The sequence below is a fragment of the Paractinoplanes toevensis genome (assembly GCF_018332695.1).
GTDB lineage: Bacteria > Actinomycetota > Actinomycetes > Mycobacteriales > Micromonosporaceae > Actinoplanes > Actinoplanes toevensis.
Genome location: NZ_BOQN01000084.1, coordinates 27,487 through 49,512, shown reverse-complemented (window position 1 = coordinate 49,512; position 22,026 = coordinate 27,487). Strand labels below are relative to the sequence as shown.

Annotated in this window: 23 protein-coding genes; 8 read left to right on the top strand and 15 right to left on the bottom strand. The window is 71.3% G+C overall.

The genetic code is table 11. The annotated features are described in order from the left end of the window. Positions 1 to 3: 3 nt before the first annotated feature. Together Ato02nite_RS31980 and Ato02nite_RS51950 are read left to right on the top strand one after the other, a co-directional pair. Positions 4 to 651, top strand: coding sequence for a UbiD family decarboxylase (locus tag Ato02nite_RS31980; protein ID WP_246607669.1), 648 nt, complete (start codon positions 4 to 6; stop codon positions 649 to 651). Then, positions 648 to 941, top strand: a complete 294-nt coding sequence (locus tag Ato02nite_RS51950; RefSeq protein ID WP_246607667.1) for a UbiD family decarboxylase domain-containing protein — start codon at positions 648 to 650, stop codon at positions 939 to 941. The genes Ato02nite_RS31980 and Ato02nite_RS51950 overlap by 4 nt, the downstream gene beginning before the upstream one ends. Here Ato02nite_RS51950 and Ato02nite_RS31975 read toward each other — a convergent pair. The 7 genes from Ato02nite_RS31975 to Ato02nite_RS31945 all read right to left on the bottom strand — a co-directional run bounded on the left by Ato02nite_RS31975 (position 896) and on the right by Ato02nite_RS31945 (position 7,478). Further along, entirely contained in the window at positions 896 to 1,978 is a 1,083-nt protein-coding gene (locus Ato02nite_RS31975) for a VWA domain-containing protein (protein WP_213010393.1), read from the bottom strand. The two genes, Ato02nite_RS51950 and Ato02nite_RS31975, sit on opposite strands and share 46 nt — an antisense overlap. After that, on the bottom strand, positions 1,978 to 2,937 hold the full coding sequence (locus Ato02nite_RS31970) for a VWA domain-containing protein (RefSeq protein ID WP_246607665.1): 960 nt from the start codon (positions 2,935 to 2,937) through the stop codon (positions 1,978 to 1,980). The genes Ato02nite_RS31975 and Ato02nite_RS31970 overlap by 1 nt, the downstream gene beginning before the upstream one ends. 14 nt (positions 2,938 to 2,951) lie before the next feature. After that, positions 2,952 to 3,839: a DUF58 domain-containing protein gene (locus tag Ato02nite_RS31965; protein WP_213010391.1), complete on the bottom strand. Its 888-nt coding sequence runs from the start codon at positions 3,837 to 3,839 to the stop codon at positions 2,952 to 2,954. 1 nt (position 3,840) lies between these two features. Then, on the bottom strand, positions 3,841 to 4,839 hold the full coding sequence (locus tag Ato02nite_RS31960; protein ID WP_213010390.1) for an AAA family ATPase: 999 nt from the start codon (positions 4,837 to 4,839) through the stop codon (positions 3,841 to 3,843). Positions 4,840 to 4,856: 17 nt separating this feature from the next. Further along, complete coding sequence (locus Ato02nite_RS31955) at positions 4,857 to 5,732, bottom strand: S1C family serine protease (protein WP_213010389.1); 876 nt, start codon at positions 5,730 to 5,732, stop codon at positions 4,857 to 4,859. 67 nt (positions 5,733 to 5,799) lie between these two features. Next, complete coding sequence (locus tag Ato02nite_RS31950) at positions 5,800 to 6,558, bottom strand: ABC transporter permease (protein ID WP_213010388.1); 759 nt, start codon at positions 6,556 to 6,558, stop codon at positions 5,800 to 5,802. After that, on the bottom strand, positions 6,555 to 7,478 hold the full coding sequence (locus tag Ato02nite_RS31945; protein ID WP_213010387.1) for an ATP-binding cassette domain-containing protein: 924 nt from the start codon (positions 7,476 to 7,478) through the stop codon (positions 6,555 to 6,557). Before Ato02nite_RS31945 ends, Ato02nite_RS31950 begins: the two co-directional genes overlap by 4 nt. 81 nt (positions 7,479 to 7,559) lie before the next feature. Between Ato02nite_RS31945 and Ato02nite_RS31940 the strand changes: the two genes are divergently transcribed. Next, entirely contained in the window at positions 7,560 to 8,342 is a 783-nt protein-coding gene (locus tag Ato02nite_RS31940) for a TetR/AcrR family transcriptional regulator (protein WP_213010386.1), read from the top strand. On the opposite strand, the gene Ato02nite_RS31935 is transcribed toward Ato02nite_RS31940, so the two are convergent. Continuing rightward, positions 8,305 to 9,579 (bottom strand): DUF1479 domain-containing protein, encoded by a 1,275-nt coding sequence (locus Ato02nite_RS31935; RefSeq protein ID WP_246607663.1) that lies wholly within the window; start codon positions 9,577 to 9,579, stop codon positions 8,305 to 8,307. The genes Ato02nite_RS31940 and Ato02nite_RS31935 overlap by 38 nt on opposite strands. An 83-nt stretch (positions 9,580 to 9,662) precedes the next feature. Between Ato02nite_RS31935 and Ato02nite_RS31930 the strand changes: the two genes are divergently transcribed. From Ato02nite_RS31930 to Ato02nite_RS31910, 5 genes are all read left to right on the top strand, one after another. Beyond that, positions 9,663 to 10,721 carry an ROK family transcriptional regulator gene (locus Ato02nite_RS31930; RefSeq protein ID WP_246607661.1) on the top strand — a complete coding sequence of 353 codons (1,059 nt, stop codon included), beginning with the start codon at positions 9,663 to 9,665 and terminating at the stop codon, positions 10,719 to 10,721. A gap of 68 nt (positions 10,722 to 10,789) precedes the next feature. Further along, positions 10,790 to 12,517: a YncE family protein gene (locus tag Ato02nite_RS31925; protein WP_213010385.1), complete on the top strand. Its 1,728-nt coding sequence runs from the start codon at positions 10,790 to 10,792 to the stop codon at positions 12,515 to 12,517. After that, complete coding sequence (locus Ato02nite_RS31920; protein WP_246607659.1) at positions 12,514 to 12,930, top strand: sigma factor-like helix-turn-helix DNA-binding protein; 417 nt, start codon at positions 12,514 to 12,516, stop codon at positions 12,928 to 12,930. Before Ato02nite_RS31925 ends, Ato02nite_RS31920 begins: the two co-directional genes overlap by 4 nt. Then, on the top strand, positions 12,927 to 13,592 hold the full coding sequence (locus Ato02nite_RS31915; RefSeq protein ID WP_213010384.1) for an anti-sigma factor: 666 nt from the start codon (positions 12,927 to 12,929) through the stop codon (positions 13,590 to 13,592). Before Ato02nite_RS31920 ends, Ato02nite_RS31915 begins: the two co-directional genes overlap by 4 nt. Positions 13,593 to 13,675: 83 nt before the next feature. After that, positions 13,676 to 14,881 carry a DMT family protein gene (locus tag Ato02nite_RS31910; RefSeq protein WP_213010383.1) on the top strand — a complete coding sequence of 402 codons (1,206 nt, stop codon included), beginning with the start codon at positions 13,676 to 13,678 and terminating at the stop codon, positions 14,879 to 14,881. 101 nt (positions 14,882 to 14,982) lie between these two features. On the opposite strand, the gene Ato02nite_RS31905 is transcribed toward Ato02nite_RS31910, so the two are convergent. From Ato02nite_RS31905 to Ato02nite_RS31875, 7 genes are all read right to left on the bottom strand, one after another. Further along, complete coding sequence (locus Ato02nite_RS31905) at positions 14,983 to 15,975, bottom strand: polysaccharide deacetylase family protein (RefSeq protein ID WP_213010382.1); 993 nt, start codon at positions 15,973 to 15,975, stop codon at positions 14,983 to 14,985. A 5-nt stretch (positions 15,976 to 15,980) separates the two neighbouring features. Continuing rightward, positions 15,981 to 16,970 (bottom strand): endo-1,4-beta-xylanase XynA, encoded by a 990-nt coding sequence (gene xynA, locus Ato02nite_RS31900; RefSeq protein ID WP_213010381.1) that lies wholly within the window; start codon positions 16,968 to 16,970, stop codon positions 15,981 to 15,983. A gap of 285 nt (positions 16,971 to 17,255) precedes the next feature. After that, positions 17,256 to 18,500: a pilus assembly protein TadG-related protein gene (locus Ato02nite_RS31895; RefSeq protein ID WP_213010380.1), complete on the bottom strand. Its 1,245-nt coding sequence runs from the start codon at positions 18,498 to 18,500 to the stop codon at positions 17,256 to 17,258. A gap of 42 nt (positions 18,501 to 18,542) precedes the next feature. Then, the gene (locus Ato02nite_RS31890) at positions 18,543 to 19,379 is read right to left on the bottom strand and encodes an SGNH/GDSL hydrolase family protein (RefSeq protein ID WP_213010379.1); all 837 of its coding nucleotides are present in this window, start codon (positions 19,377 to 19,379) and stop codon (positions 18,543 to 18,545) included. A 42-nt stretch (positions 19,380 to 19,421) separates the two neighbouring features. Then, positions 19,422 to 20,075: a response regulator gene (locus Ato02nite_RS31885; RefSeq protein ID WP_213010378.1), complete on the bottom strand. Its 654-nt coding sequence runs from the start codon at positions 20,073 to 20,075 to the stop codon at positions 19,422 to 19,424. After that, positions 20,072 to 21,169, bottom strand: coding sequence for a sensor histidine kinase (locus Ato02nite_RS31880; protein WP_213010377.1), 1,098 nt, complete (start codon positions 21,167 to 21,169; stop codon positions 20,072 to 20,074). The genes Ato02nite_RS31885 and Ato02nite_RS31880 overlap by 4 nt, the downstream gene beginning before the upstream one ends. Continuing rightward, positions 21,166 to 21,978 carry a CPBP family intramembrane glutamic endopeptidase gene (locus tag Ato02nite_RS31875; protein WP_213010376.1) on the bottom strand — a complete coding sequence of 271 codons (813 nt, stop codon included), beginning with the start codon at positions 21,976 to 21,978 and terminating at the stop codon, positions 21,166 to 21,168. Before Ato02nite_RS31875 ends, Ato02nite_RS31880 begins: the two co-directional genes overlap by 4 nt. Positions 21,979 to 22,026 lie beyond the last annotated feature (48 nt).

Sequence of the window (22,026 nt, the reverse complement as noted above, 5' to 3'; positions counted from 1 at the left end):
CGGATGGAGGTGCAGGACGAGGGCCGGGCGGTCACCGTCGCCGCGGTTCCCGGCAAGCACGGTGCCCAGCACATCGCCGCCTGGTTCGCCCGGCCCGGCCGGGCGCCCGTCACGGTGTCCTTCGGACACGACCCGCTGCTGCTCGCGCTGGGCGGGACGGAGGTTCCGCTGGGCGTTTCCGAGTTGGAGTACGCCGGTGCCGTCGCCGGCGAACGGGTGCCGGTCGTCCTCGCCCCGGACACCGGACTGCCCATCCCGGCCGGCAGCGAGCTGGCCGTCGAGGGCTGGCTGCGCCCCGGGCAGACCCGCGAGGAGGGCCCGTTCGGCGAGTGGACCGGCTACTACTCGGGTGCCCGCCGTCCCGATCTGTGCCTGGAGATCACCCGGCTCTACCACCGCGACGATCCGATCCTGCTCGGCGCCCCGCCCGGCCGCCCGCCGCACGACTACTCGTACATGCGGACCGTGCTCAAGTCGGCGATGATCCACGACGAACTGGTGGCGACCGGCGTACCCGGCGTCGCCAAGGCCTGGGCGCACGAGGCCGGCGGCGGCCGGCTCTTCGTCGGTGTCGCCATCGAGCATAAGTACGCCGGGCACGCCGCCAGGTCGGCCACCTCACCGCGCAGCTCCCGGCGGCGGCCTACATGAACCGGTACGTCGTCGTGGTCGACGACGACATCGACCCGGCCGACCTGGACCAGCTGATCTGGGCGATCTCGACCCGCACCGACCCGGCCGAGGACATCGAGCTGCAGCGCCGCACCCGGGGCAGCCGGCTCGACCCGATGCTGCCGGCAGGCGCGGCCCCGTTCAACAGTCGCGCGGTGATCGACGCCTGCCGCCCGTGGGAGCGGCTGGCGTCGTTCCCCCGGGTCGCCGAGAGCGACCCGGCCTACTTGGCCGAGGTGCGGGCCCGCTGGGCCGGCGTTCTCGGTTGAGACCACCACATCGACAGGAACACGCCGGTGAACACCAGCAGCGCGGCGGCCAGCACGAACCAGACGGTGATCTCCACCTTCTGCTGGTGCAGGCCGATCTCCCGGGGCAGGTCGTCGAGGACGTCGACGAGCTGGTCGGAGTCCTCGGCCCGGAAGTAGCGGCCGCCGGTGGTGTCCGCGACGTTCTGCAGAGCGTCCTCGTCGATCTGCTGGTTGCGGCCACCACCGCCGCGGCCGCCGCCGAAGCCGCCACCGCCCATGAACGAGTCGCCGCTGACCTGGTCGGCCGTGCACACCATCGGGGCCGGCGTGGTGGTGCCGAAGCCGATCGTGAAGACCCGCACCTTGCGGGCCGCCGCCTGTTCGGCCGCGGTCTCCGGGTCGACGCCGGTGGTGTTGGAACCGTCGGTGAGCACCACGATGGTGTCCGGCTGGTAGTCACCGAGCGTGCCCGGGTCGGCGTCACCGAGGTCGACCCCGGTCTTCGCGACGTTGGGGTTGTGCTCGGCGATCGCGTCGATCGAGGTGAGGATGGCCTGGCCGATCGCCGTACCCCGGGCGGTCTTCAGGGTGTCGATCGCGTCGAGCAGCGAGTCCTTGTCGGTGGTCGGCGCGACCAGCAGGCCGGCGATGCCGGAGAAGGCGACCAGCCCGATCTGGGTGCCGTCGCTCTGCTTCTTGATGAAGTTGCGGGCCGCCTCGGTGGCCACGGTCAGCCGGTTGGGGCTGATGTCGGTGCTGCACATCGAGCCGGAGACGTCGATGGCCAGCAGGATCGAGGTGTTATTGGACGGCACCGACACCGTCGCCTGCGGCCGGGCCAGACCACCGGCCAGCACGATCAGGCCGCCCAGGAACAGCCAGACCGGCACCCGCCGGCGCCACGAACTGCGCCCGGGGACGGCGGCCCGGATCAGGGCGACGCTGGAGACGACCACCGCCGAGCGTTTCCGCCGCCGGTTCATCCACCACCGCACCGCGAGAAGCAGCGGCACGGTCAGGAGCGCGAGCAGCGCCCACGGCCAGCTGAGCGACATCAGACGATCCTCCCGTGCCAGCGGGTGCCGAGCAGCGCGCCGAGCGCGAGCAGCAGCAGGGCGGCGCCGGCGAACGGCGCGGTCAACTCGAGCGGCTCTTTCTTGCTGGTCAGGCGCAGGTCGATGGACTTGGTGGTGTCGGCCAGTGCACCGGCGTCGCCGGCCTGATGGTACGACCCGCCGGTGACCTGGGCGATCGACGTCAGCGCGGCCTCGTCCATGGTGGCGGCGAGTTGGAAGCCGTCCACCTCGACGGTGCCGCCCTTGGCGGTACCCACGCCGACGGTCTGGATGCGCACCCCGGCCGCCGCGGCGAGTTCGGCCGCGGCCTCGGCGTCCGGCCCGCCGGTGTCCGCCCCATCGGAGAAGACCACGATGGTCGCCGACGGCCAGTAACCGAGGTTGGGGGCCGCGGCTCCGTCCTGCGGGAGCGTCACCGGTTTGCCGGTGATCGTGCCGAGGCCGACCAGAATGGCCTGGCCGAGCGAGGTGCCGCCGCTGGCGGCGGCCCGGTTGATCGCGGCCAGTGCGAGCGTGTGGTCATCGGTCGGTGCCTGGGTGAGCAGGGCCTGCTCGCCGAAGACCACGACGCCGACGTCGACCGAGTCGGGCTGCTCCTCGACGAAGCCGACCGCCGCCTGCTGGGCCGCGGCGAGCCGGGAGGGCTGCACGTCGGTGGCTTTCATGCTGTTGGAGATGTCGAAGGCGAGCAGCACGGTGCCGGACACCCGCGGCACGGCCACCTCGGCCTGCGGGCGGGCCAGGCCGATGAGCAGGATCGGCAGGGCGGCGAGCAGCAGGGCGTAGGGCAGGTGGCGGCGGATGGTGGCGCGCCGGGTGGTCCCGCCGGCCAGCGCTCCGAACCCGGCCGCGGTGAGGACGGCGGTGCGGCGGCGCTGCAACATCACGTACGCCGTGATCGCGCCCGCCGTGACCAGGACGGCCACTGCGATGATCATGGGGTAGAGAAAGGTCACCGGCGCACCCGCCCCGAGCGCCGGACCATGGTCACCAGCGAGGCGAGCAGGTCCTGGTCGGTGGTGATGCGGTGGGCGTCGACGCCGGCCTGTCGCATTCCCTCGGCCAGTTCCGTCTCGCGGGCGTCGACCTGGGCGGACAGTCGGCCGCGTAGCAGCGGGTCACTGGTGTCGACCAGGAGCTGTTCGCCGGTTTCGGCGTCCTCCACCAGGATCACGCCGAGGTCGGGCAGGTCGAGCTCGGCCGGGTCGACGACCCGGATCACCACGACCTCGTGGCGGTGGGTGAGCCGGGCGAGTGGTTTGTGCCAGCCGGGGTCGCCGATGAAGTCGGACATGACGAAGATCAGGCTGCGCCGCCGCGCGGTGGTGGCCGCCGCCAGGTGCAGCATTTTGGACAGATCTGTGGTCTTGCCCCGTTTCGCCGGGGCGGACGGCCGCAGCAGCTCGTGGGTGAGGCGCAGGATCTGGTCGCGGCCGGTGCGGGGCGGGATGACCAGGTGGTGGTCGTTGTCGAAGAGGATGGCGCCGACCCGGTTGCCGCCCTGGGAGACGACCCGGCCGAGGCTGACGGCGAGTTCGGTGGCGGTGGATTCCTTGCCGGCGGCCTGGCCGAATTTCATCGAGGCGGAGCGGTCGATGACCAGCCAGGCGGTCATCTCCCGGTCCTCGGTGTAGAGCCGGACGTACGGTTCGTCGGCGCGGGCGGTGACGTTCCAGTCGATGTGCCGGACGTCGTCCTCGGGGGTGTAGTGGCGCAGGTCGGTGAAGTCGAGGCCGGTGCCGTGCCAGACCGTGCGGTAGGCACCCTGCAGCCGGCCGTCGAGGCGGCGGCCGAGTCGCCATTCCAGGCGTCGTAGCAGGCGGTCCGGGGTGGTGGTCACCTCAGCGGCCCCGGCCGGCCGGCTCGGGGATGGCCAGGTTCGCCATGATCTTCGACAGGATGACGTCGGGGGTGATGTCGTCGGACAGCGCCTCGTAGGACAGCACGAGCCGGTGCCGCAGCACGTCGGGGGCGAGGTCGGTGATGTCGTCGGGCACGACGTATTCGCGGCCGCGGATGAAGGCGAGCGCGCGGGCGGCGAGGACGAGGCTGATCGAGGAGCGGGGCGAGGCACCGAAGGTGACGTAGCGGGCCAGGTCGGTCAGCCCGATCCGGGCGGGTTCGCGGGTGGCGTGGGCGACCTGCACGGCGTACTCGATCAGGGACGGGTCGACGTAGACCTGGTCGGCCTGCTGTTGCAGGCTGATCAGGGTGGCCGGGTCGATGATCCGCTGGATGACCGCGGCGGGGGCGAGGGCCCGCTCGACGACGACGAATTCCTCGGTGACGCTGGGGTAGCCGACCAGGACTTTCATCATGAACCGGTCGACCTGGGCCTCGGGCAGCGGGTAGACGCCCTCGTTCTCGATCGGGTTCTGCGTCGCCATCACCAGGAACGGGTTGGGCAGCTTGTGGGTCTCGCGGCCGATGGTGACCTGCCGCTCCTGCATCGTCTCGAGCAGTGCGGACTGGACCTTGGCGGGGGCCCGGTTGATCTCGTCGGCGAGCAGCAGGTTGGTGAAGACCGGACCCAACTGCACCTGGAACTCGCCGGTCGGCTGGTGGTAGACGCGGGTGCCGACGATGTCGGCCGGCACCAGGTCGGGAGTGAACTGGACCCGGTGGAAGTCGCCGCCGATCGCCGTCGCGAGGGATTTCACCGCGAGCGTCTTGGCCACGCCGGGCACACCCTCGACCAGGATGTGGCCGCGGGCGAGCAGGGCCACGATGAGTCGTTCCAGCAGCACGTCCTGGCCCACGATGGTCTTCTTGACCTCGTAGAGCACCTTCTCGATCGGGCCGGCGGACGCGGTCGGAACCGCGGCGTCGTTCCAGTTCACGTGCTTCTCCTCAGGGTTCACAGGGGCGGGGTCTGGCCGTCGCCCTGGCCGGTCGCGCCGAGCGCGGCGCCGATCGGGACGGCGAAGCCGATGCCGATGAAGGTGCCGGCGTCGGTCGGGTTGGCCAGCGCCACCACGATGCCGGCGACCTGGCCGCGGTCGTTGATCAGCGGGCCGCCGGAACTGCCCGGGTTGACCGCCGCGTCGAACTGGATGAGCCCGGCGATGTCGCCGTCCTCCTCGCGGGACATCACCCGGTCGAGGCCGGAGACGACGCCGCTGGTGGTGCTGAAGGTCAGCCCGAGCGGGTTGCCGATGGCCACCACGTCGTCGCCGACCTGGAGGCCACCGCCGAGGGTGGCCGGAACCAGGGTCTCCGGCAGTTGGGCCGGGGTGAGGGTGGCGATGTCCTGCTTGACGTCGGCACTGGCCACCTCGGCCGCCGAGGTGGTGCCGTCGGCATAAGTGATCTTGATGGCGACCGCGCCGTCGACGACGTGGGCGGCGGTGAGGATCGTGCCGTCGGCGTTGGCGATCACGCCGGTGCCGGTGGACGACTCCGCCATGCTCTTGGCGTTGGCCGAGGTGCCGGCCTTACCGGTCGAGGTGATCCGGACGACCGAGGGCAGCACGGTCTGGTAGGTCTCGGCCACCGTGAGCGGTGCGTCCGATGCGGAGGGTGACGCCTGCGGGCGGGCGGCCGGTTGTTCCGGCGAGGAGTCCTCGCCGCGGAAGACGACCAGGCCGGTGATCACCACGGCCCAGACGGCGAGCGCCCCGATCAGCAGCTTTCGCCGCGTGGCGGGGCCGGGCGCAGTCCATCGGCGCGGCGGCGGGTCCGGCTCGGGCGACGGCGGTGAGCCGTCGCCCTGCACCGTAATCACGGGCTGCATTTCTCGACTGTAGGAGCGATTTCTCAAAGTTGGTTGAGAGTCGCCTACGAATTCCTGACCCGCCAGATCAGGTCAAACGCCGATAACGTCGCACCGCGAGCGGTACGAATACCGTGAGTAACAGAACCGGCCACGCGATCGCCGGCCAGAGCGCACCGCCCTGTCCCGGATTGCCGAACAGCTCCCGGGTCGCCGCGGCGGTGGCCGACAGCGGGTTCCACTCGGCGACGATGCCGAGCCAGTCCGGCATCGTCTCGGGCGCGGCGAAGATGCTGGACAGGAACGCCAGCGGCCAGACCAGGATCTGCACCGCCATCAGCATCTCCGGTTTGCCGGCCACCAGGGCCAGCCAGATGCCGAACCAGAGCAACGAATACCGCAGCAGGAGCAGCAGACCCACCGCGAGCACCGCGTCGACCGGCCCGTCGTGCCAGCGCCAGCCGACCGCGAGGCCGCAGGCGATCAACACGGCCAGGCCGGCCGCGGCGTACAGCATGTCGGCCACGCTGCGCCCGGTCAGCACGGCGGCCGACGAGATCGGCATGGTGCGGAACCGGTCGGTGACACCGCGCCCGACGTCGGTGGTCACCGCCTGGAACGTGCTCTCCAGCCCGAACGCCATGGTCAGCACGAACATCCCGGGCAGCAGGAACTCCCGGTAGTCGCCGCCGCCCGGCACCGACATCGCTCCGCCGAACAGGTAGGCGAACATCAACAGGATCATCACCGGGAAGAACAGACCCAGCGCCAGCTGGGCCGGTTGGTTGCGCCAGTGCAGCAGTGTCCGCCGGGTGAGGGTCCAGCTGTCATTGACGTACGCCGTCATCGCACGCTCCTTTCGGTGAGCTCGAGGAACGCCTCGTCGAGGGTCGGCCGGCGTAGCGCGATGTCCTCCACGTCGCCCAGTTCGCGGGCGGCCCGGGTCAGCGCCGTCATCCGGTCGCCGACCGGCACGCTGATCTGCCGCCGGTCCCGGTCGAGCTGAGGTTCGCCGGTGCCGATCCCGGCCAGCAGTTCCGCGGTCCGCTCCAGGGAGCCGGCGTCGCGCACCACCACATCGAGGTGGTCGGCACCCTTCAACTCGTCGGGGGTGCCGGTCGCGATCACCCGGCCGCGGTCGACCACGGTGAGCGCGTCGGCCAGCTGGTCGGCTTCCTCCAGGTACTGCGTGGTCAGCAGGACCGTGGTGCCCTCGGTGACCAACGACCGGATCTCCCGCCACACCTCGTTGCGGGCCCGCGGGTCGAGCCCGGTGGTCGGCTCGTCGAGGAAGAGCACGGCCGGCCCGATCAGCAGCCCGACCGCGAGGTCGAGCCGCCGGCGCATGCCGCCCGAATACTTCGCCGCGGGTCGGTCGGCGGCCTCGGTGAGCCCGAACCGGTCGAGCAGTTCGCCGGCCCGGCCGCGGGCGACCGCCGCACCCAGGTGGTGCAGCCGGCCGAACATCTCCAGGTTCTGCCGGCCGCTGAGCTGCTCGTCGACGCCGGCCTGCTGGCCGACCAGCCCGATCCGGGTGCGCACCCGGTCGGCCTCCCGGACGACGTCGTGCCCGGCCACCCGGGCCTGCCCGGCGTCCGGCCGCAGGAGCGTGGTGAGGATCCGCACCGCGGTGGTCTTGCCGGCGCCGTTGGGGCCGAGCAGGCCGTGCACGGTGCCGGTCGGAACGGTGAGATCGAACTCCACGAGAGCGGTGGTTTCGCCGAATCGCCTGGTCAGGCCCTCGGCTTCGATTGCTGGGTCGCGCATCGTGCTCCTATCACTTTACAGCGTACGGAGTTCGTGGCGTCGCCAGTATAACCACACTCCGTACGCCGTACAGTGTTCGCGGTGACGACCGATTTCAGCGGGGGCGGCGATCCGCGGCGCAGCATCGAACTGCTCTGGGGTCTGCGGCCCGGCTCCCGCCCCGGGCCCAAGCCGCGCTTCACCGTGGCCGAGATCGCCGCGTCGGCCATCGCGATCGCCGACACCGAGGGCCTGGGCGCGCTGACCATGCGCAAGGTCGCCGACGGGCTGGGGGTCAGCGCGATGTCGCTCTACACCTACGTCCCGGGCAAGGGCGAGCTGATCGACCTGATGCTGGACACCGTGCTGGCCGAGGTGTCCCTCGCGTTCGACAGCGCGGCCGGCTGGCGCGAGCGCCTCGACCGGGTGGCCCGCGAGAACTGGCAGCTCTACCTGCGGCACCCCTGGCTGTTGCAGGTCGCGACCAGCCGCCCGCCGCTGGGTCCGCACGTGATCGCCAAGTACGACCACGAGCTGCGGGCGATCGACGGGATCGGCCTCACCGACATCCAGATGGACCTGGTGGTGCAGCTGGTCGGCGACTACGTGCACGGCGCCGCCCGCACCGCGGTGGCCGCCACCCTGGTCGCCCAGCGCACCGGCCTCACCGACGAGCAGTGGTGGGAGCAGGCCGCCCCGGTTCTCGAGCAGGTCCTCGACCCGGCCGCCACGCCCACCGCGACCCGGGTCGGCGCGGCCGCCGGCGAGGAGTACAACGCGGCGAGCGACCCGGCCCGCGCCTTCGACTTCGGACTGAGCTGCCTGCTCGACGGGGTGGCCGCGCGGATCAGTCGAAACCCAGACCCCGGCGACCGGTCTCGTTGAGGTCGGCCGGCCGGAAACGGCCGACCCAGTCCCGCTCGTAGTGCTCGGCCGGGAAGTCGCTGGGGCTCTCGCCCTTGACGAAGGCCTCGCGCACCGAAACCGCGTACTCCTCGTTGCGCGGGCACCACGGCGCGGCCGGGATGTACATGACGTTGCCCCAGCCCTTCTGGGCCTCCACCGGCGCGACGCTGTGGATCATGTCGCAGTGCCACCAGACCGAGTCGCCGGCCCGCACGTCGGGGATGCCGGACAGCGCCTCCATGAGCGGGGCGTGCCACTTGTGCCCGGCCGGGAAGACCTGGTTGACGGTGACCCCGCACATGTCGTCGTCGGGGACATCGCTCAGCAGCGGGCGCAGCATCAGGTAGGCCATCGCCTCGGGGATCGGCACGGTGTGCAGGACGCCCTGGTCGTGGTCCATGTCGGACAGTGCGGTCCAGCCCTGGAAGGTGCGGAACGCCGAGCACATGGTGGTGCCCGGGTATTGCGGGCCGGCGGTGCGGTGGGCGGCGTCCCACGGGTCGTACTGCTCGACGCTGCCGTCGAACAGGTGCCGGAACGCCTGCTGGTAGGCGCTCGTCATCCAGAGGTCGAGGGTGCCGGGGTCGAGATGGGTGCCGAGGCCGGCCGAGTCGGCGCCCTCGGGCCGGCGGCGGATGCGGTCGGGGTAGAGCGAGTCGCGGCCGGGGTCGAACCACTGCACGCCCTCGGACTCGTGCTTCCACTGCGCGTTGAGGAAGGCCTGCACCTTCGCCATCCGGTCGCTCTGCCGGGCCTGCATCTGGGCCGGTGACCAGTAGATCGGGTAGATCTCGGGCTTGGAGCCGACGCTGCCGAAGAAGTCGTCGCCGGGGCCGCGGTAGTTCTCGAAGAAGTGATTGCTCTCGACGTAGTCGACGATGTCGGAATCCCACGTCAGGGCCTGGTCGCGCTCGAAGTGGCCGCGCACCACCAGACAGCCGCGGCGGTGCAGCTTCCGGATCGACGAGGGCGGGACGGTGCCGGCCGCGATGTCGGCGTAGTCGATCTCCGGCCAGATGCTCTCGCCGGCCCGGCGATCGGCGTCGATCTCGTCGACCGCGGCCTGGACCCGGCGCTCGACGACGGCGAACACCTCGTCGACCGTGCGGCCGGAGGCGGCGATGCGCTCCCGCAGCGCGGCCTTGATCTCACGAGTCGCGGCGGCCAGGTCGGCGGGGGTCGACTCCCAATGCGGCAGGGCGGTCACGGCGGTCACGGCGTCTCCTTCTAGTCAGGTCTCCTTACTTGAAGCTACGGCCGCTCGGCTTTCCAGGCAAGTGCCTTTACTAGGATTGGCACGTGGATACCCGGCCCTCGCTCGACCTCGTCCGGTCGCTCACCGACGAGCACGTGCTCCGCGCGCTCATGCGGCACCGCCGGCTCACCCGCGCCGAGCTGGCCGCCGAGACCGGCATCTCCAAGCCGACCGCGGGCGAGAGCGTCCGCCGGCTGACCGAGCGTGGCCTGGTCGCCGACACCGGTGAGCGCACCCCGGGCGGCCGAGGCCGCGGCCGGGTCGGTTCCTACTACTCGCTCGCGGCCGGAGTCGGCACCGCGCTCGCGGTCAGCATCGCGCCGGAGGGCGTGGTGGCCGAGTGCCTCGACGCGTACGGCGACACCGTGCGCCGGGCCGAGCGACCGGCCCGGCCCGAGCACGTCGCGGAGGCGCTGCGCGAGGTCGCGGCCGAGGTCGGCGGGCAGCCGCGGCTGGCCGTGGTCAGCGCGGCCGACCCGGTCGACCGGGCCACCGGCCGGCTCGTCCACCTGCCCGACTCGCCGTTCCTGGTGGGAGAACTCGACCCGGCCACGATCCTGGGCGGGCCGGTGCTGGTCGACAACGACGTCAACTGGGCCGCCCGGGCCGAGCGGGTCAGTCAGGGCGACGACTTCGCCTACCTCTTCCTCGGTGCCGGCCTCGGCTGCGCGATCGTCGGCGACGGCGAGATCCGGCGCGGCCGTTCCGGCCTGGCCGGCGAGATCGCCCACCTGCTCACCGCCGGGCCGGACGGCCGCGCCACCCCGTTCATCGAGGTCTTCGCCCAGCTCGGGCTGCGCCGGCCCGGCAGCACCGCGATCGACGTCGAACGCCTGCTCGCGGCGGCGGAGTCCACTCGGGACGCGATCGGCCGGGCGGTGGCCGGGGTGGTCGCGGCGGCGGTCACGCTCGCCGACCCGGGCCGGGTGATCGTCGGCGGCTCCTGGGGGCCGGGCCTGCTGCCGGACATCCGCGCGGCGGTCGGCGAGCTGCCCCGGGGCGCGCCGGTCGAGCCGGCCACCGTCACCGACCAGCCGTCGATGGCCGGCGCCCGGGCCGAGGCGGTCTCGCGGCTGCGCGCATTGATCGCGCAAACGGGATAGATACGAATCATGGTTCCCGGGTTACTCTGATCCTCACCATCACTACACGATGCGATCGCGGGGACACTATGAGTGACCTGACGCTCCCGACGCATGTGCTGACCGGGATCGATAGCCCGAACCGGGAGACTCGTCTGACCGGTGTGGACGAGTTGAGCCGGATCGCCGGCGGCAACGATCTCGCCATGGCGGCTGCCGCCCGCAGCGCGCTCGAACGGCTCACCTCCGACGACAGCCGCGCCGTCTCGGCCGCCGCGGCCAGTGCCCTCGAGCGCACCGCCATCCGGGTGCGCCCCGAGCGGGTCGACTTCGGCCAGATCGCGCCGGGCACCCCGCGGGTGGTCGCCGACGTTCTCCTCGACGGTCCGCCGCTCGCCCTGGCCAGTGCCACCGTCACGGTCGCCGGCCCCGGCCTGCGCGCCATGCTCACCGGCCGTCAGCTGCGCATCCTCTGGCAACCGCGCTCCGAGTGGCTGGACGGCTCGGTCACCGTGCGCGGCCCGGCCGGCTGGGCCGAGGTGCGGGTCACCGGCCAGGTGCCGGCCGCCGGCCCGGTGTCCCGCTCGGCGGTCGAGGCCCAGCTGCGGACCGTGAACACCACGGTCAACAGCGCCGCCTACGGCCCGTCCCGGGTGACCGTGCTGCCGGCGCCGCCGCCACGGCGCCGGCTCGGCGGATTCGTGCTGATCGCCGTCGTGACCGCGCTGGTGGTGCTGGGCGGCGCCGGCGTCGCGTGGGCGCTGATCGGCCGCTCCGGCAACGAGCGGCCGGCCGCGGTCGCCGGGCCGTTGCCGACCTCGGCACCGGTCCAGGAGGCGACGACCACCGTTGAGACGGCCCCGGCCCCCGCCGTGACCATCTCGAAGGAGCCGCTCGCCGCCCGCCGGATCGCCAGCGTCGACAAGCCCACGGTGATCGCCACGATCGGGGTGGGCAACGAGCCCGAGGGGGTCGCGGTCGCACCCGACGGCCGCACGGTCTACGTCGCCAACCAGAATTCGAAGGTGCTGTCCATCGTCGACACCACCACCCGAAAGGTCACCCCGTTGACGCTGCGCAACACCCCCCGCTTCGTGGCCGTCTCCCGCGACGGCAAGCAGGTCTTCGTCTCGATGTACGACACCGTGCTGCGGGGGAGCGGGGTGGCCGTGATCGACGCGGTCGGCCGCAAGGTCGTGCGCTACCTGTCCACCGGCAACATGCCGTACGCGCTGTCGGTCGGCCCGGACGGCAACGTCTGGGTGCCGATCCACGGCGAGGGCCGGGTGGAGGTCTTCTCGGCCGGCGACCAGAAACCCGAGGCCGGCATCACCGTGCCGCGCAACCCGCACGCGGTCGGCTTCTCCGGCGACCTGATGCGGGCGTTCACCGCCAATCACGAGTCCAACCTGGTCTCGGTCATCGACATGCGCACCGACAAGCTGCTCGACACGGTGCCGGTGAGCCGGGCGCCGCACAGCATCGCGGTGTCACCGGACGGCCGCCGCGCCATGGTGGTCAGCTACCAGACCAACACCGTCGACCTGATCGACACGGTGACGCTGAAGCGGACCGGGCCGCTGCCGGTGGGCAAGGGCGCGCAGTGCGTGGCGTTCGCGGCCGACGGCGAGCACGCCTACACGGTCGACGAGGCGGCCGGCACCATCTCGGTCGTCGACGGGCAGACCGGCAAGGTCACCTCGACGGTGAAGGTCGGCCGCAGCCCCCGCACGATCGGTGTCTCGGCCGACGGCCGCTTCGCCTACGTCGCCAACGGCGAGGACAACACGATCTCCGTGCTGCGGGTGGGGGAGTGAGCCGGCGCGACGGTGCCGCCGACGAGCTGCTGGTCCGGCGGATCTTCGCGGAGCACGGTGCGGCACTGCTCGCGTACGCCTGCCGGCTGACCGGTGATCGGGCCCGCGGCGAGGCCGTGGTGCAGGATGTCCTGCTGCGTGCCTGGCGGCACCCCGAGATCCTCGGCGGCCTGGCCCGGGCCAGTCTGTTCGCCACCGTCCGGGACATCGTCGGCGGGGCCCCGGCCGCCGACTTCGCTCTGCTCGGCGCGGTCGAGACGCTGCCGCCCGAACAGCGTGACGTGCTCAACGCACTGTATTTCCAGGGCCGGGACGTCGCCGAGACGTCCGCGTCGCTGGGCGTCCCGGCCGGAGCCGTCAAGGAACGCAGCTACCAGGCTCTGCGGCGGCTGCGGGAGGTGATGGCCGGATGAGCGGGCACGAGACCGCCCAGTTGGGGGCGTACGTCCTCGGGGTTCTCGATCGTGCCGACCAGGGTGCGGTGCAGGACCACCTGGCCGGTTGCGCGGCCTGCCGCCGCGAGGTCGAAGACCTCCGCGAGATGGAGGTCGCGCTGGGTGAGATTCCCCCGGAGGCCTTTCTGGACGGACCGCCGCCGGGCGGCGATCCGCTGCTGCGCCGCACGCTTGATGAGGTACGCCGTGAGCGTCACCGCCAGACCCGGCGCAACCGTTCCCTCCTGGCCGCCGCGGCCGCTCTCGCGGTGATCGTGGCTCTCGGCGCCGGCGCCCTGATCGGCCGGGCCGCCGAGGCCCCGCCCCGCACCGTCGCCACCGGGCCCACCCGCGCCGCCACCGCGACCGACCCGGCGACCGGCGTGACCATGACGGCCGAGGTGCGGCCGGCGGCCGGTTGGGTGCGGGTGCGGGCCACGGTGGCCGGGGTGCCGGCGGGCGAGGAGTGCCGCCTGGTCGTGGTCGCCCCGGACGGTTCCCGGGCACCGGCCGGCAGCTGGCGGGCGGCGGATTCCGGTCCCACCACGGTGGACGGTGCGGCCCTGATGGCGCCGGCCGACGTGGCCGCCGTGCAGGCCGAGACCTATGCGGGGCAGATCCTTGTGACAGTCCCCGTGTGACCCCTCGCTATATCGATGGGCAGCACATATCATCAGGCTGTGACGACTCAATACACGCAGCGTCATCATGGCAGGTGGGGGCAATGACCACCATGGGGTGGATCGCGCTGGCCCTCACGATCTTCGGCGCGTTCGCCTTCGCCGCTGCCTCGATCTTCCAGGCCATCGGGGCCCGCCGCAGCACCGGCATGGCCAACACGCTCCGCCACCCGCTCTACCTTCTGGGCACCTTCCTCGACCTGCTGGCCTGGGGCTGCTCGATGGTCGCGCTCAGCGAACTGGCCGTCTACCTGGTCGAATCGGTGCTGGCCGGCTCGCTCGCGGTCACCGTCGTCGCCGCCCGGGTCATCCTCAAGTCGCGCCTGCGCGGCATCGACGTGGTGGCCGTCGCCGTCTCGGTGGTCGCGCTGACCGTGCTGGCCATGTCGGCCGGCCCACAGGAGACGGTGGAGACCTCGACGATGCTGCGGCTGGCCTTCTGCGGCGCCGCGGTCACGATCGCGCTGCTCGGCTGGGCCGCCACCAAGTTCGCCCCGCCAGGCGTGGTCGCCGGGCTGGCCGGCCTCTGCCTCGGCGGTGCCGCCCTGGTCGGCCGGGCGCTGACCTTCCCCGAGGGCGCTTTCGACAGCCTCGGGTCGGGCGTGCTCACCGTCCTCACCTCACCGCTGATCGGCGCCCTGCTGGTCTTCGGCGTCGCCGGCATGGTGCTCTACGCCGACGCACTGCAGCGCGGCTCGGTCGGCCCGGTCACCGCCGTGCTGTGGATCGCCGAGGTGATCGCGCCCTCGGCGGTGGCCGTGACGTTCCTCGGCGACACCGTGCGTCCCGGCTGGGAAATGCTCTCGATGGGGGCCGGCCTGGTCGTGGTCATCATGGCCGTCGTGCTGGCGACCGCCCCCGCGACCACGGCCACCGTGATGGCCGCCGACACCAGTCGCCCCGCGCTCGAGCCCGCACCGGCCCGGCCCGCGCTGCCGGCGGCTCCGGCTCCGGCCGCTCCCGCCCCAGCGGCGGTCCGCCCGCGCTCCGAGCGGATCATCTGGTGGGGCGCGCCGCCGATCTGGGTGCCGCCCGAGCGCCGGCGCCCGGCCCTGTCCGGCCAATCCGCGCCCGCGCTGTCCTGGGCGCCGCCCGAGCGGCAGCCGGTCTGGGCGCAGCCACAACCGTCCGACGCCGACTCCACCGAGATCCCCCGCCCGGCCGCCCCCGACTTCCCGGCGTACCCGGACGTTCCCCGCTTCCCCGAGCCGGATCGCCTCCGCCCCTGGCACGACCTGCCCACCACCTGACGGTCGCGCCTCCAGTCAGAGCTTTCAGGTCGCCAAGTAACGAAGGGGGGCCGCCGGCACGGGACAGGCGTGCCGGCGGCCCCCCTCGGGCTCGACGCTGGTCAGGCGGTCGAGCAGGAAACGGTGGGCCAGGTCCAGTTGTTGTTGTGCTGGATGGTCACGCCCCAGTTGTTGCCGCTGCCGTTCGGCTTGGCCACCAGAACCTGGGCGCTCGGGAAGCTGGCGGTGATGTTCCAGGTGGACAGGACCTTCTCCGGGGAGGGGAGGGTCATCGTCACGGTCCACGTGCTGGAGCCGGAGACCGCGACGTTGAGGTTGTAGCGGTCGCTCCACGAGGAACCGGCCGACAGCGTTGCCGTGCAGTTGCCGCCACCGCCGCCGGTGGGCGGCGTGGTGGTGGGCCCGGTGGTCGGGGTGCCGCCGCCGCTGCCGTCGGGGGCCACCGCGCGGCCGGTGGAGGTGGAGATCTGGCCGGCGCACAGGTTCTTGCTGGCCAGGGTTTGCGCGATGCGCGGGATGGCGGCCAGGGTGTTGGCCGGCCAGTCGTGCATCAGGATGATCTGGCCGTTGGTGAGCCGGCCGTTGGCGGCCACGATCGCGTCGACGCTCGCGTTGTTCCAGTCCTGCGAGTCGACATCCCAGATGATTTCGCGCAGGCCGTACTTCGCCTCGACCGTCTTCAGCGTCGCGTTGGTCTCGCCGTAGGGCGGCCGGAACAGCTTGGGCGTGCCGCCGCCGGCATTGGCGATGGCGGTCTGGGTACGCGAGATCTCCGAGTCGATCTGAGCCTGGCTCTGCTGGATCAGGTGCGGGTGGGTGTAGCTGTGGTTACCCACCCACATACCCGCGTTGACCTGCGCCGCGACCTGTGACGGGTACTGCGCGGCGTACTGGCCCTCGTTGAACATCGTCGCCCGCAGGCCGTTCTGCCGGAGGGCGTTGAGCAGCGACGAGGTCTGGCCGGACGGGCCGTCGTCGAAGGTGAGCCCGACGTACCCGTTGCAGGTGGCGGCCTGCGCCGGCAGGGTGACGCCGACGATGCCCCCGGCGGTCAGCGCGGCCACGGCCAGCGCGGTGATCAGTTTCTTCCGCATCGCGATCACGCTCCCGCACAGGACACGGTGGGCCAGGTCCACGTGCCGTTGGTCTGGATGGTCACGCCGAAGTTGTTGCCGCTGCCGTTCGGCTTGGCGACCATGGTCTGCGCGCTGGGATAGCTGGCGCTGACGTTCCAGGTGGAGAGCACCTTCTCCGGCGACGGGATGTTCATGGTGACCGTCCAGTTGGTGGAGCCGGTGACCGCGACGTTGAGGTTGTAGCGGTCGCTCCACTGTTGCCCGGCCGACAGCGTCGCCGTGCAGCCGCTGCTGCCGCCACCGCCGGTGGGCGGCGGGGTGGTGGATCCGCCGCCGGTCGAGCTGTCCACCGTGATGTTGGAGTTTCCGCTGCTCTGGTAGCCCTCGGTGGCCAGGATCTGGTAGTCGTGGGTGCCCAGGTTCATGCCCTTGCTCGCCCACGCGTCGAAGTGGTTGCCGGCCGTGATGGTGCCGCCGGTCTTCTTCGACTGCCGGACACTCCAGTACTGGTAGAAGGTCGCGGTGCCGTCGATCGACGGCTGGTTGACCCGCTGGGTGCGGTAGATGTCGTAGGTTCCGCCGTCGCTGTTGACCGTGCCCATGAAGGTGCCGGTCGGCCGGTAGGTGCCCCAGTTGTCGACGATGTAGTACTCGATCAGCGGGCTCCGGGTCCAGCCGTAGAGCGTCAGGTAGGCGTTGCCGGACGGGTTGAAGCTGCCGGAGTAGGTGACCGCCCGGCGGGTGCCGGGCTTCCAGCCCTTGCCGGCCACGAAGTTGCCGGTGTTGCTCCAGCTCGTCGAGTAGTTGCCGCCGGAGCCCAGGTTCATCGAGACGGTGCCCTGGCTGTCGGTCCAGAACGAGTAGAAGTAGCCGTTGTTGGTGCCGGTCTGGTTGGTGGTGACGGCGGCGCTCGCGATGCCGGGGAGCAGCACCGTGGACGCGACCAGGGCCAGGGCGCTGATCACGCCGAGGAGCAGCCGGCGGCGTTTTCGGGGGACGGAGATGTCAGTCATGCGCGCTTCCTCCGCGGGGACGGGCAGCGTCGGACGACCCGGCGGTGGACCGGGTTCGTCGTGCGCGTTTGGACGGGGAGAGGGCCTCGGGGCTGACCCTTATCGAGCTGAGTCGATGGCGACAGTATTGGACCGACTTCGTCACAGTGTCAACAAGTTACGGAAAGATAGCGGTAACTGTGGATGCCACAAACGGACCTGAGCACCGGAAACAGGAATTCGGCGCTCACGGCGTACGCAATCAGGTTGGATCTTTGGTGTGGACTTTCCGAAAGTTACGGAGCCCTAGCCGGTTCGGGCAATCACCGTGGCGCCGAAGTCCTGGCCGGTGCCGAAGCCGGTCGGGCGGGACGCCGGCGCCAGGATCTTGGTGAAATAGCCGGTGATGCAGGCCGAGGTGATGCACAGGACGTCGTTCAGGCCGGCCGCCAGGCTGCCGCTGAGGATGCTGTTGATGCCGCTGAACAGGCCGCCCAGCAGGGTGTAGTAGCCAGTCGGGACAAACGGGGCGAAACCAACGATGTGGTACTGCGGGGCGATGGAGAGGATCGGCAACAACGACGGCACCAGCGTGTCGTAGATCGGCACCATGATCGGTCGGCCGGTGCTGACGTAGCCCTGCAACTTCGGGATGCAAACGGCGTTGGTGATGGCGAGCAGCGAGGCCCGGGGCAGATCGTCGACCTTGAGGTTCAGCTCGCAATTGCTGTCCGGCGGGGTGAGATCGGCCTTCGTCAGCCAGCCATACCCCCGGGGAACGGTGTTGTTCGCCGGCGTCGTGCAGAACGGCAGGACCGAGCCGAGCAGGACGGTCGATCCCGACTTGACGATGGCGCTGTCGATGCCGGGGGCCGGACTCGGCAGGCCGATAGTGGTGTAGAGGCCGAGGGTGCTGAGCAGCGAGCCGATCGGGCCGTAGAAGACCGTGCCGTTGCCGGTCATCCGTTTCCAGTCGCACAGCGAGATGCCGAGCGCGAACACCTTGGTGGTGATCGGCGGCCCCCAGTTGACCCGGGCGCACGTGCCGACCTTCTTGCCCTGGTAGTTCAGGCCGACCAGGGTGCCCGCGAAGGTCGGCGGGAGCAGGGTCGATCCGCTCCCGGTCAGCGTCGTGGTGCGCACCTCGACGTACTTGCCGATCGACTGCCCGGCCGGCGGGGTGAACATCGGCGGGCAGGTGATCGCGGTGTTCCAGGTCGGACAGCCGTTGTTGTTGAGGCAGATCTGGGCGTCGGCCAACTGGTCGCCGCCGGCGTTCAGCTTGGCGTACTTGACCGCGTTCGGGGTCTGCGCCGCGTTCGTGCAGGTGTCGCCCTTGATGCAGCTGAGCGCGACCTTCATCGAGGCGGCGTCGGCACCGGTCTGGAGCTGTTCGCGTTCGACGTACAGCTGGCCGATGTCGATGACCACGGCACCCATGCCCATGATCACGCCGCTCGCGAGCAGCGCCGCGAGCATCGTGGCCACGGCTCCCCGGTCGGAGTTCCGGCGCTTACGCCCCCAGAGTCCGATTCCCCTGATCGAGAACATCAAGCCGACCATACGCTGGGATATGTACGCTTTTCGGCGTTTTCACCATCGCGCGCGGTAGGTCACGTCGGCCAGCTCGTTCTGCCCCTTGGCGTTCGGGTGGAAGTAGTCGACCGAGCTGACCAGGTCGAGGCCGAACCGGACGCCGTGCACCCGGCCGTTGTCCCAGCGGCAGCGGTCGCCGTAGTCGCGGCAGGCATCCCGCAGCTCGTCGTCGTAGTCGTCGATGCGGTCCCGGACCCGCTCGCGGCGTTCCTCGTCGGTCTTCTCGGTGGACGTGGGGTTCGCGAACATCGACGGGCAGATCTTCGTCCGGTTCCACACCCGCACCGCCTGCTGGTTGCCCTTCCCCAGATCCCACAGCCGGTAGAGGTCCGGGATGCTGGTCACCAGCACGCGGGACTTCGGCAGTCCCTTCTTGAGGCGGTTCAGCGCGCGGCCGATCTCGGTGCGGAACGTCGCCACCGAGGTCATGCCGTCGATGGTTCTCGCGCACGCGTCGTTCGCGCCGATCAGCACCGTCACGTACGCCGCCTTCGCCTTGACCGCCTGCGCCGCCTGGTCGTCCAGCGCGTCGGCCTCGGCCCCCGGCTCGGCGAAGTTGTCGGCGTCGCCCCGGATCGCCGAGTTCTTGGCCAGGATGCGGCGGTAGTGGCTGTCCACCGCGTCGGCGGTGCCGGTCGACCACGAGTTGCGCCGGCACACCGCGTAGATGCCGCAGCTGCCCACGCCCGCGGTGATCGAGTCGCCCAGGGCGGCCATGGACCCCGGGTAATCGGGGTCGGGGTCCTCCGGCGAACCGGTCCCGGTCCCGCCCTCGCAGGCGAGGGCCAGCAGGCCGAGCAGGACGAAGACGACCAGATGCCATCGGCGGATCATCGTGCCCCCGTAGCGACGGAAAGTTACCTTCTCGTCACTCTCTCAGGTAACCAGGCCGCGCCGGTAGGCGTACACCACTGCCTGCACCCGATCGCGCAGATCCAGTTTGGTGAGGATCCGGGACACGTAGGTCTTCACCGTCTCCTGGCTGATCACCAGGGTCGCGGCGATCTCGCTGTTGGACAGCCCGTTCGCGATCAGGCGCAGGACCTCCAGCTCGCGCGGGGTCAGCGCGCCGCCGGGCGGGGCGCTGTCGGCCGGCCGGATCCGGGCCGCGTACCGGCCGACGAGCTGGCGGGTCACCTCCGGGGCCAGCAGCGCGGCGCCCGCGGCGACGGTCCGGATGCCGTGCAGCAGCTGGGCCGGCGGGGCGTCCTTGAGCAGGAAACCGCTGGCCCCGGCGCGCAGCGCCTCGTACACGTACTCGTCCAGGTTGAAGGTCGTCACCACCAGAACCTTCACCGGATCGGCCACGCCCGCGCCGGCGAGCAGGCGGGTGGCCGCGATGCCGTCGAGCACCGGCATCCGGACGTCCATCACCACCACGTCCGGGCGCAGCCGGCCGGCCAGGTCGACCGCGGCCCGGCCGTCCCCGCACTCGCCCACCACCTCGAGGTCGTCCTGGGCGTCGATGATCGTCGCGAACCCCATCCGGATCAGCGCCTGGTCGTCGCAGACCAGCACACGGATCGTCATGCGGGGATCCGAGCGGTGACCACGAAGCCTTTTTTCTGGTGCCGAGCACTGAACTCGCCGCCCAGCATGTCCACCCGTTCGCGCAACCCGGTCAGTCCGCGGCCGCTCCCGCCCACGGAGCCGCTGGATGATCCCGGTCCGTCGGTGATGATCTCCACCATGATCTCCCGCTCGCGGTGATGCACGTGGACCGCGGTGCGGCTGCCGTGCGCGTACTTGAGGGCGTTCGTCAGGGCTTCCTGCACCACCCGGTAGGCGGTCGCCTCGGCGCTGCCGGCCGACTCGGCCGGCGTGCCCTCCTCGACGAACTCCACCGGCTGGCCGGCCCGCTGAGTCTGCTCGATCAGGTCGCGCAGCTCGCCGCGCGGCTCGGTGGTGTGGTCGGGGTTGAGCAGATCGAGCAGGTGCCGCAGATCGGAGATCGCCCGCCGGCCGGTGTCGGCGACCGCGGTGAGGGTCTGGTCGAGGCGGTCCGGCGCGGCGGTCAGGTAGCGCGCCGCCTCGGCCTGCACGACCATCGCCGTCACGTGGTGGGTCACCACGTCGTGCAGCTCGCGGGCGATCCGGGTGCGCTCGGCGGTGCGGGTGCGCTCGGCCTCGGCGACCCGGGACTGCCGCACCCACGCCCCGAGGCCCCAGGCCGTGGCCAGCAGCAGATAGAAGGTGATGAAGCCGACCGGCCCCTCGGCCGCCCCCTGCCGATCAAGAGCAAGGGCCAGCGGAATGTACGCCGTGGAGAGCAGCACCGGCGTCAGCCGGCGGTGGTGTTCCAGGTAGACGGCGGTACTCATCAGCGCGAGCGGCAGGGCGGAGCCCGCCACGGTGTGGTAGCCGCGCAGCTGGTCCACCGCGAAGGCGGCCACCACGACGATCAGTGAGGTGGCCGGCCAGCGGCGGCGCCCCGCCAGCGGGAGGCACTCCAGGGCGATGACCGCGACGGCGAGCAGGTCGAACGGCCGAGCCGGCAGGTCGCCGAGCTGGGTGCCCTTGTCGCGCAGGGCCGGCACCGCGCTCGCGACGATCAGGACCAGTGCGAGGGGAAGATCCCGGACCGTGACGTCGAGGCGCTTCACTCGCTCTCTCGCCGGGATCACTGGGCGAGAGTAGCGGTCTTGGTGCGGCGGGGGACGATGTGGCCGCGGCGGCGGGCCAGTCGCATGAACAGCACGGTCAGGATGATCCCGGCCAGCAGCGTGTAGAGGCTCGCCTCCGGGCCGAACTCGCCGCCGCTGAGCGCGGTCGGCCCGGACAGCACGCCGTGCAGCAGGCCGTCCGGCGCGTTCGTGCCGGAGACGTCGGTGCCGAAGAGGCCGCCCTCGGCGAAGTTCCAGCCGAAGTGCAGGCCGATCGGCAGCCACAGGTTGCGGGTGGCGGCGTACGCGGCGCCGAGCATCGCACCGGCCTCGACCGCGATGGCGATCGCACCCCACAGGGTCGCGTGCGGATTGAACAGGTGCATCAGGCCGAACACGGCCGAGGTCAGGGCCAGCGACCACCAGGTGCCGAGACGCTCCTCGACGATCCGGAACAGGACGCCCCGGAAGATCAGCTCCTCGGTGACGGCCGCGGCGGCCATGAAGCCGAACAGCGCCACCGCGCCGGGGAACGAGCCCCACCCGTCGACCCGGTAGCCACCGAGCAGGGCGATGTTCGCGATGACCGCGACGAACATCGCGAGACCGATCAGGAGCCCTCGGCCGAGGGCTCCGTTGTTCACCGCCACCTCGACCGGGGCGCGATGCTCGGTGCGGCGGACCACCCAGCCGTACGCCAGCAGCGCCAGTGCCGCCGTGGCGAGACCCAACAGCAGGGTGAGGGGAGCGTTCCAGTTCGCCAGGTTCACCAGCTGGCTACCGGCCAGGGCGACCACCACTACGACGACGAGCTGCTTCAACAGCCGCATGACGACTCCTTGGGAAGACCTCGCGGCGGGGTGCCGCGAACACGTCGA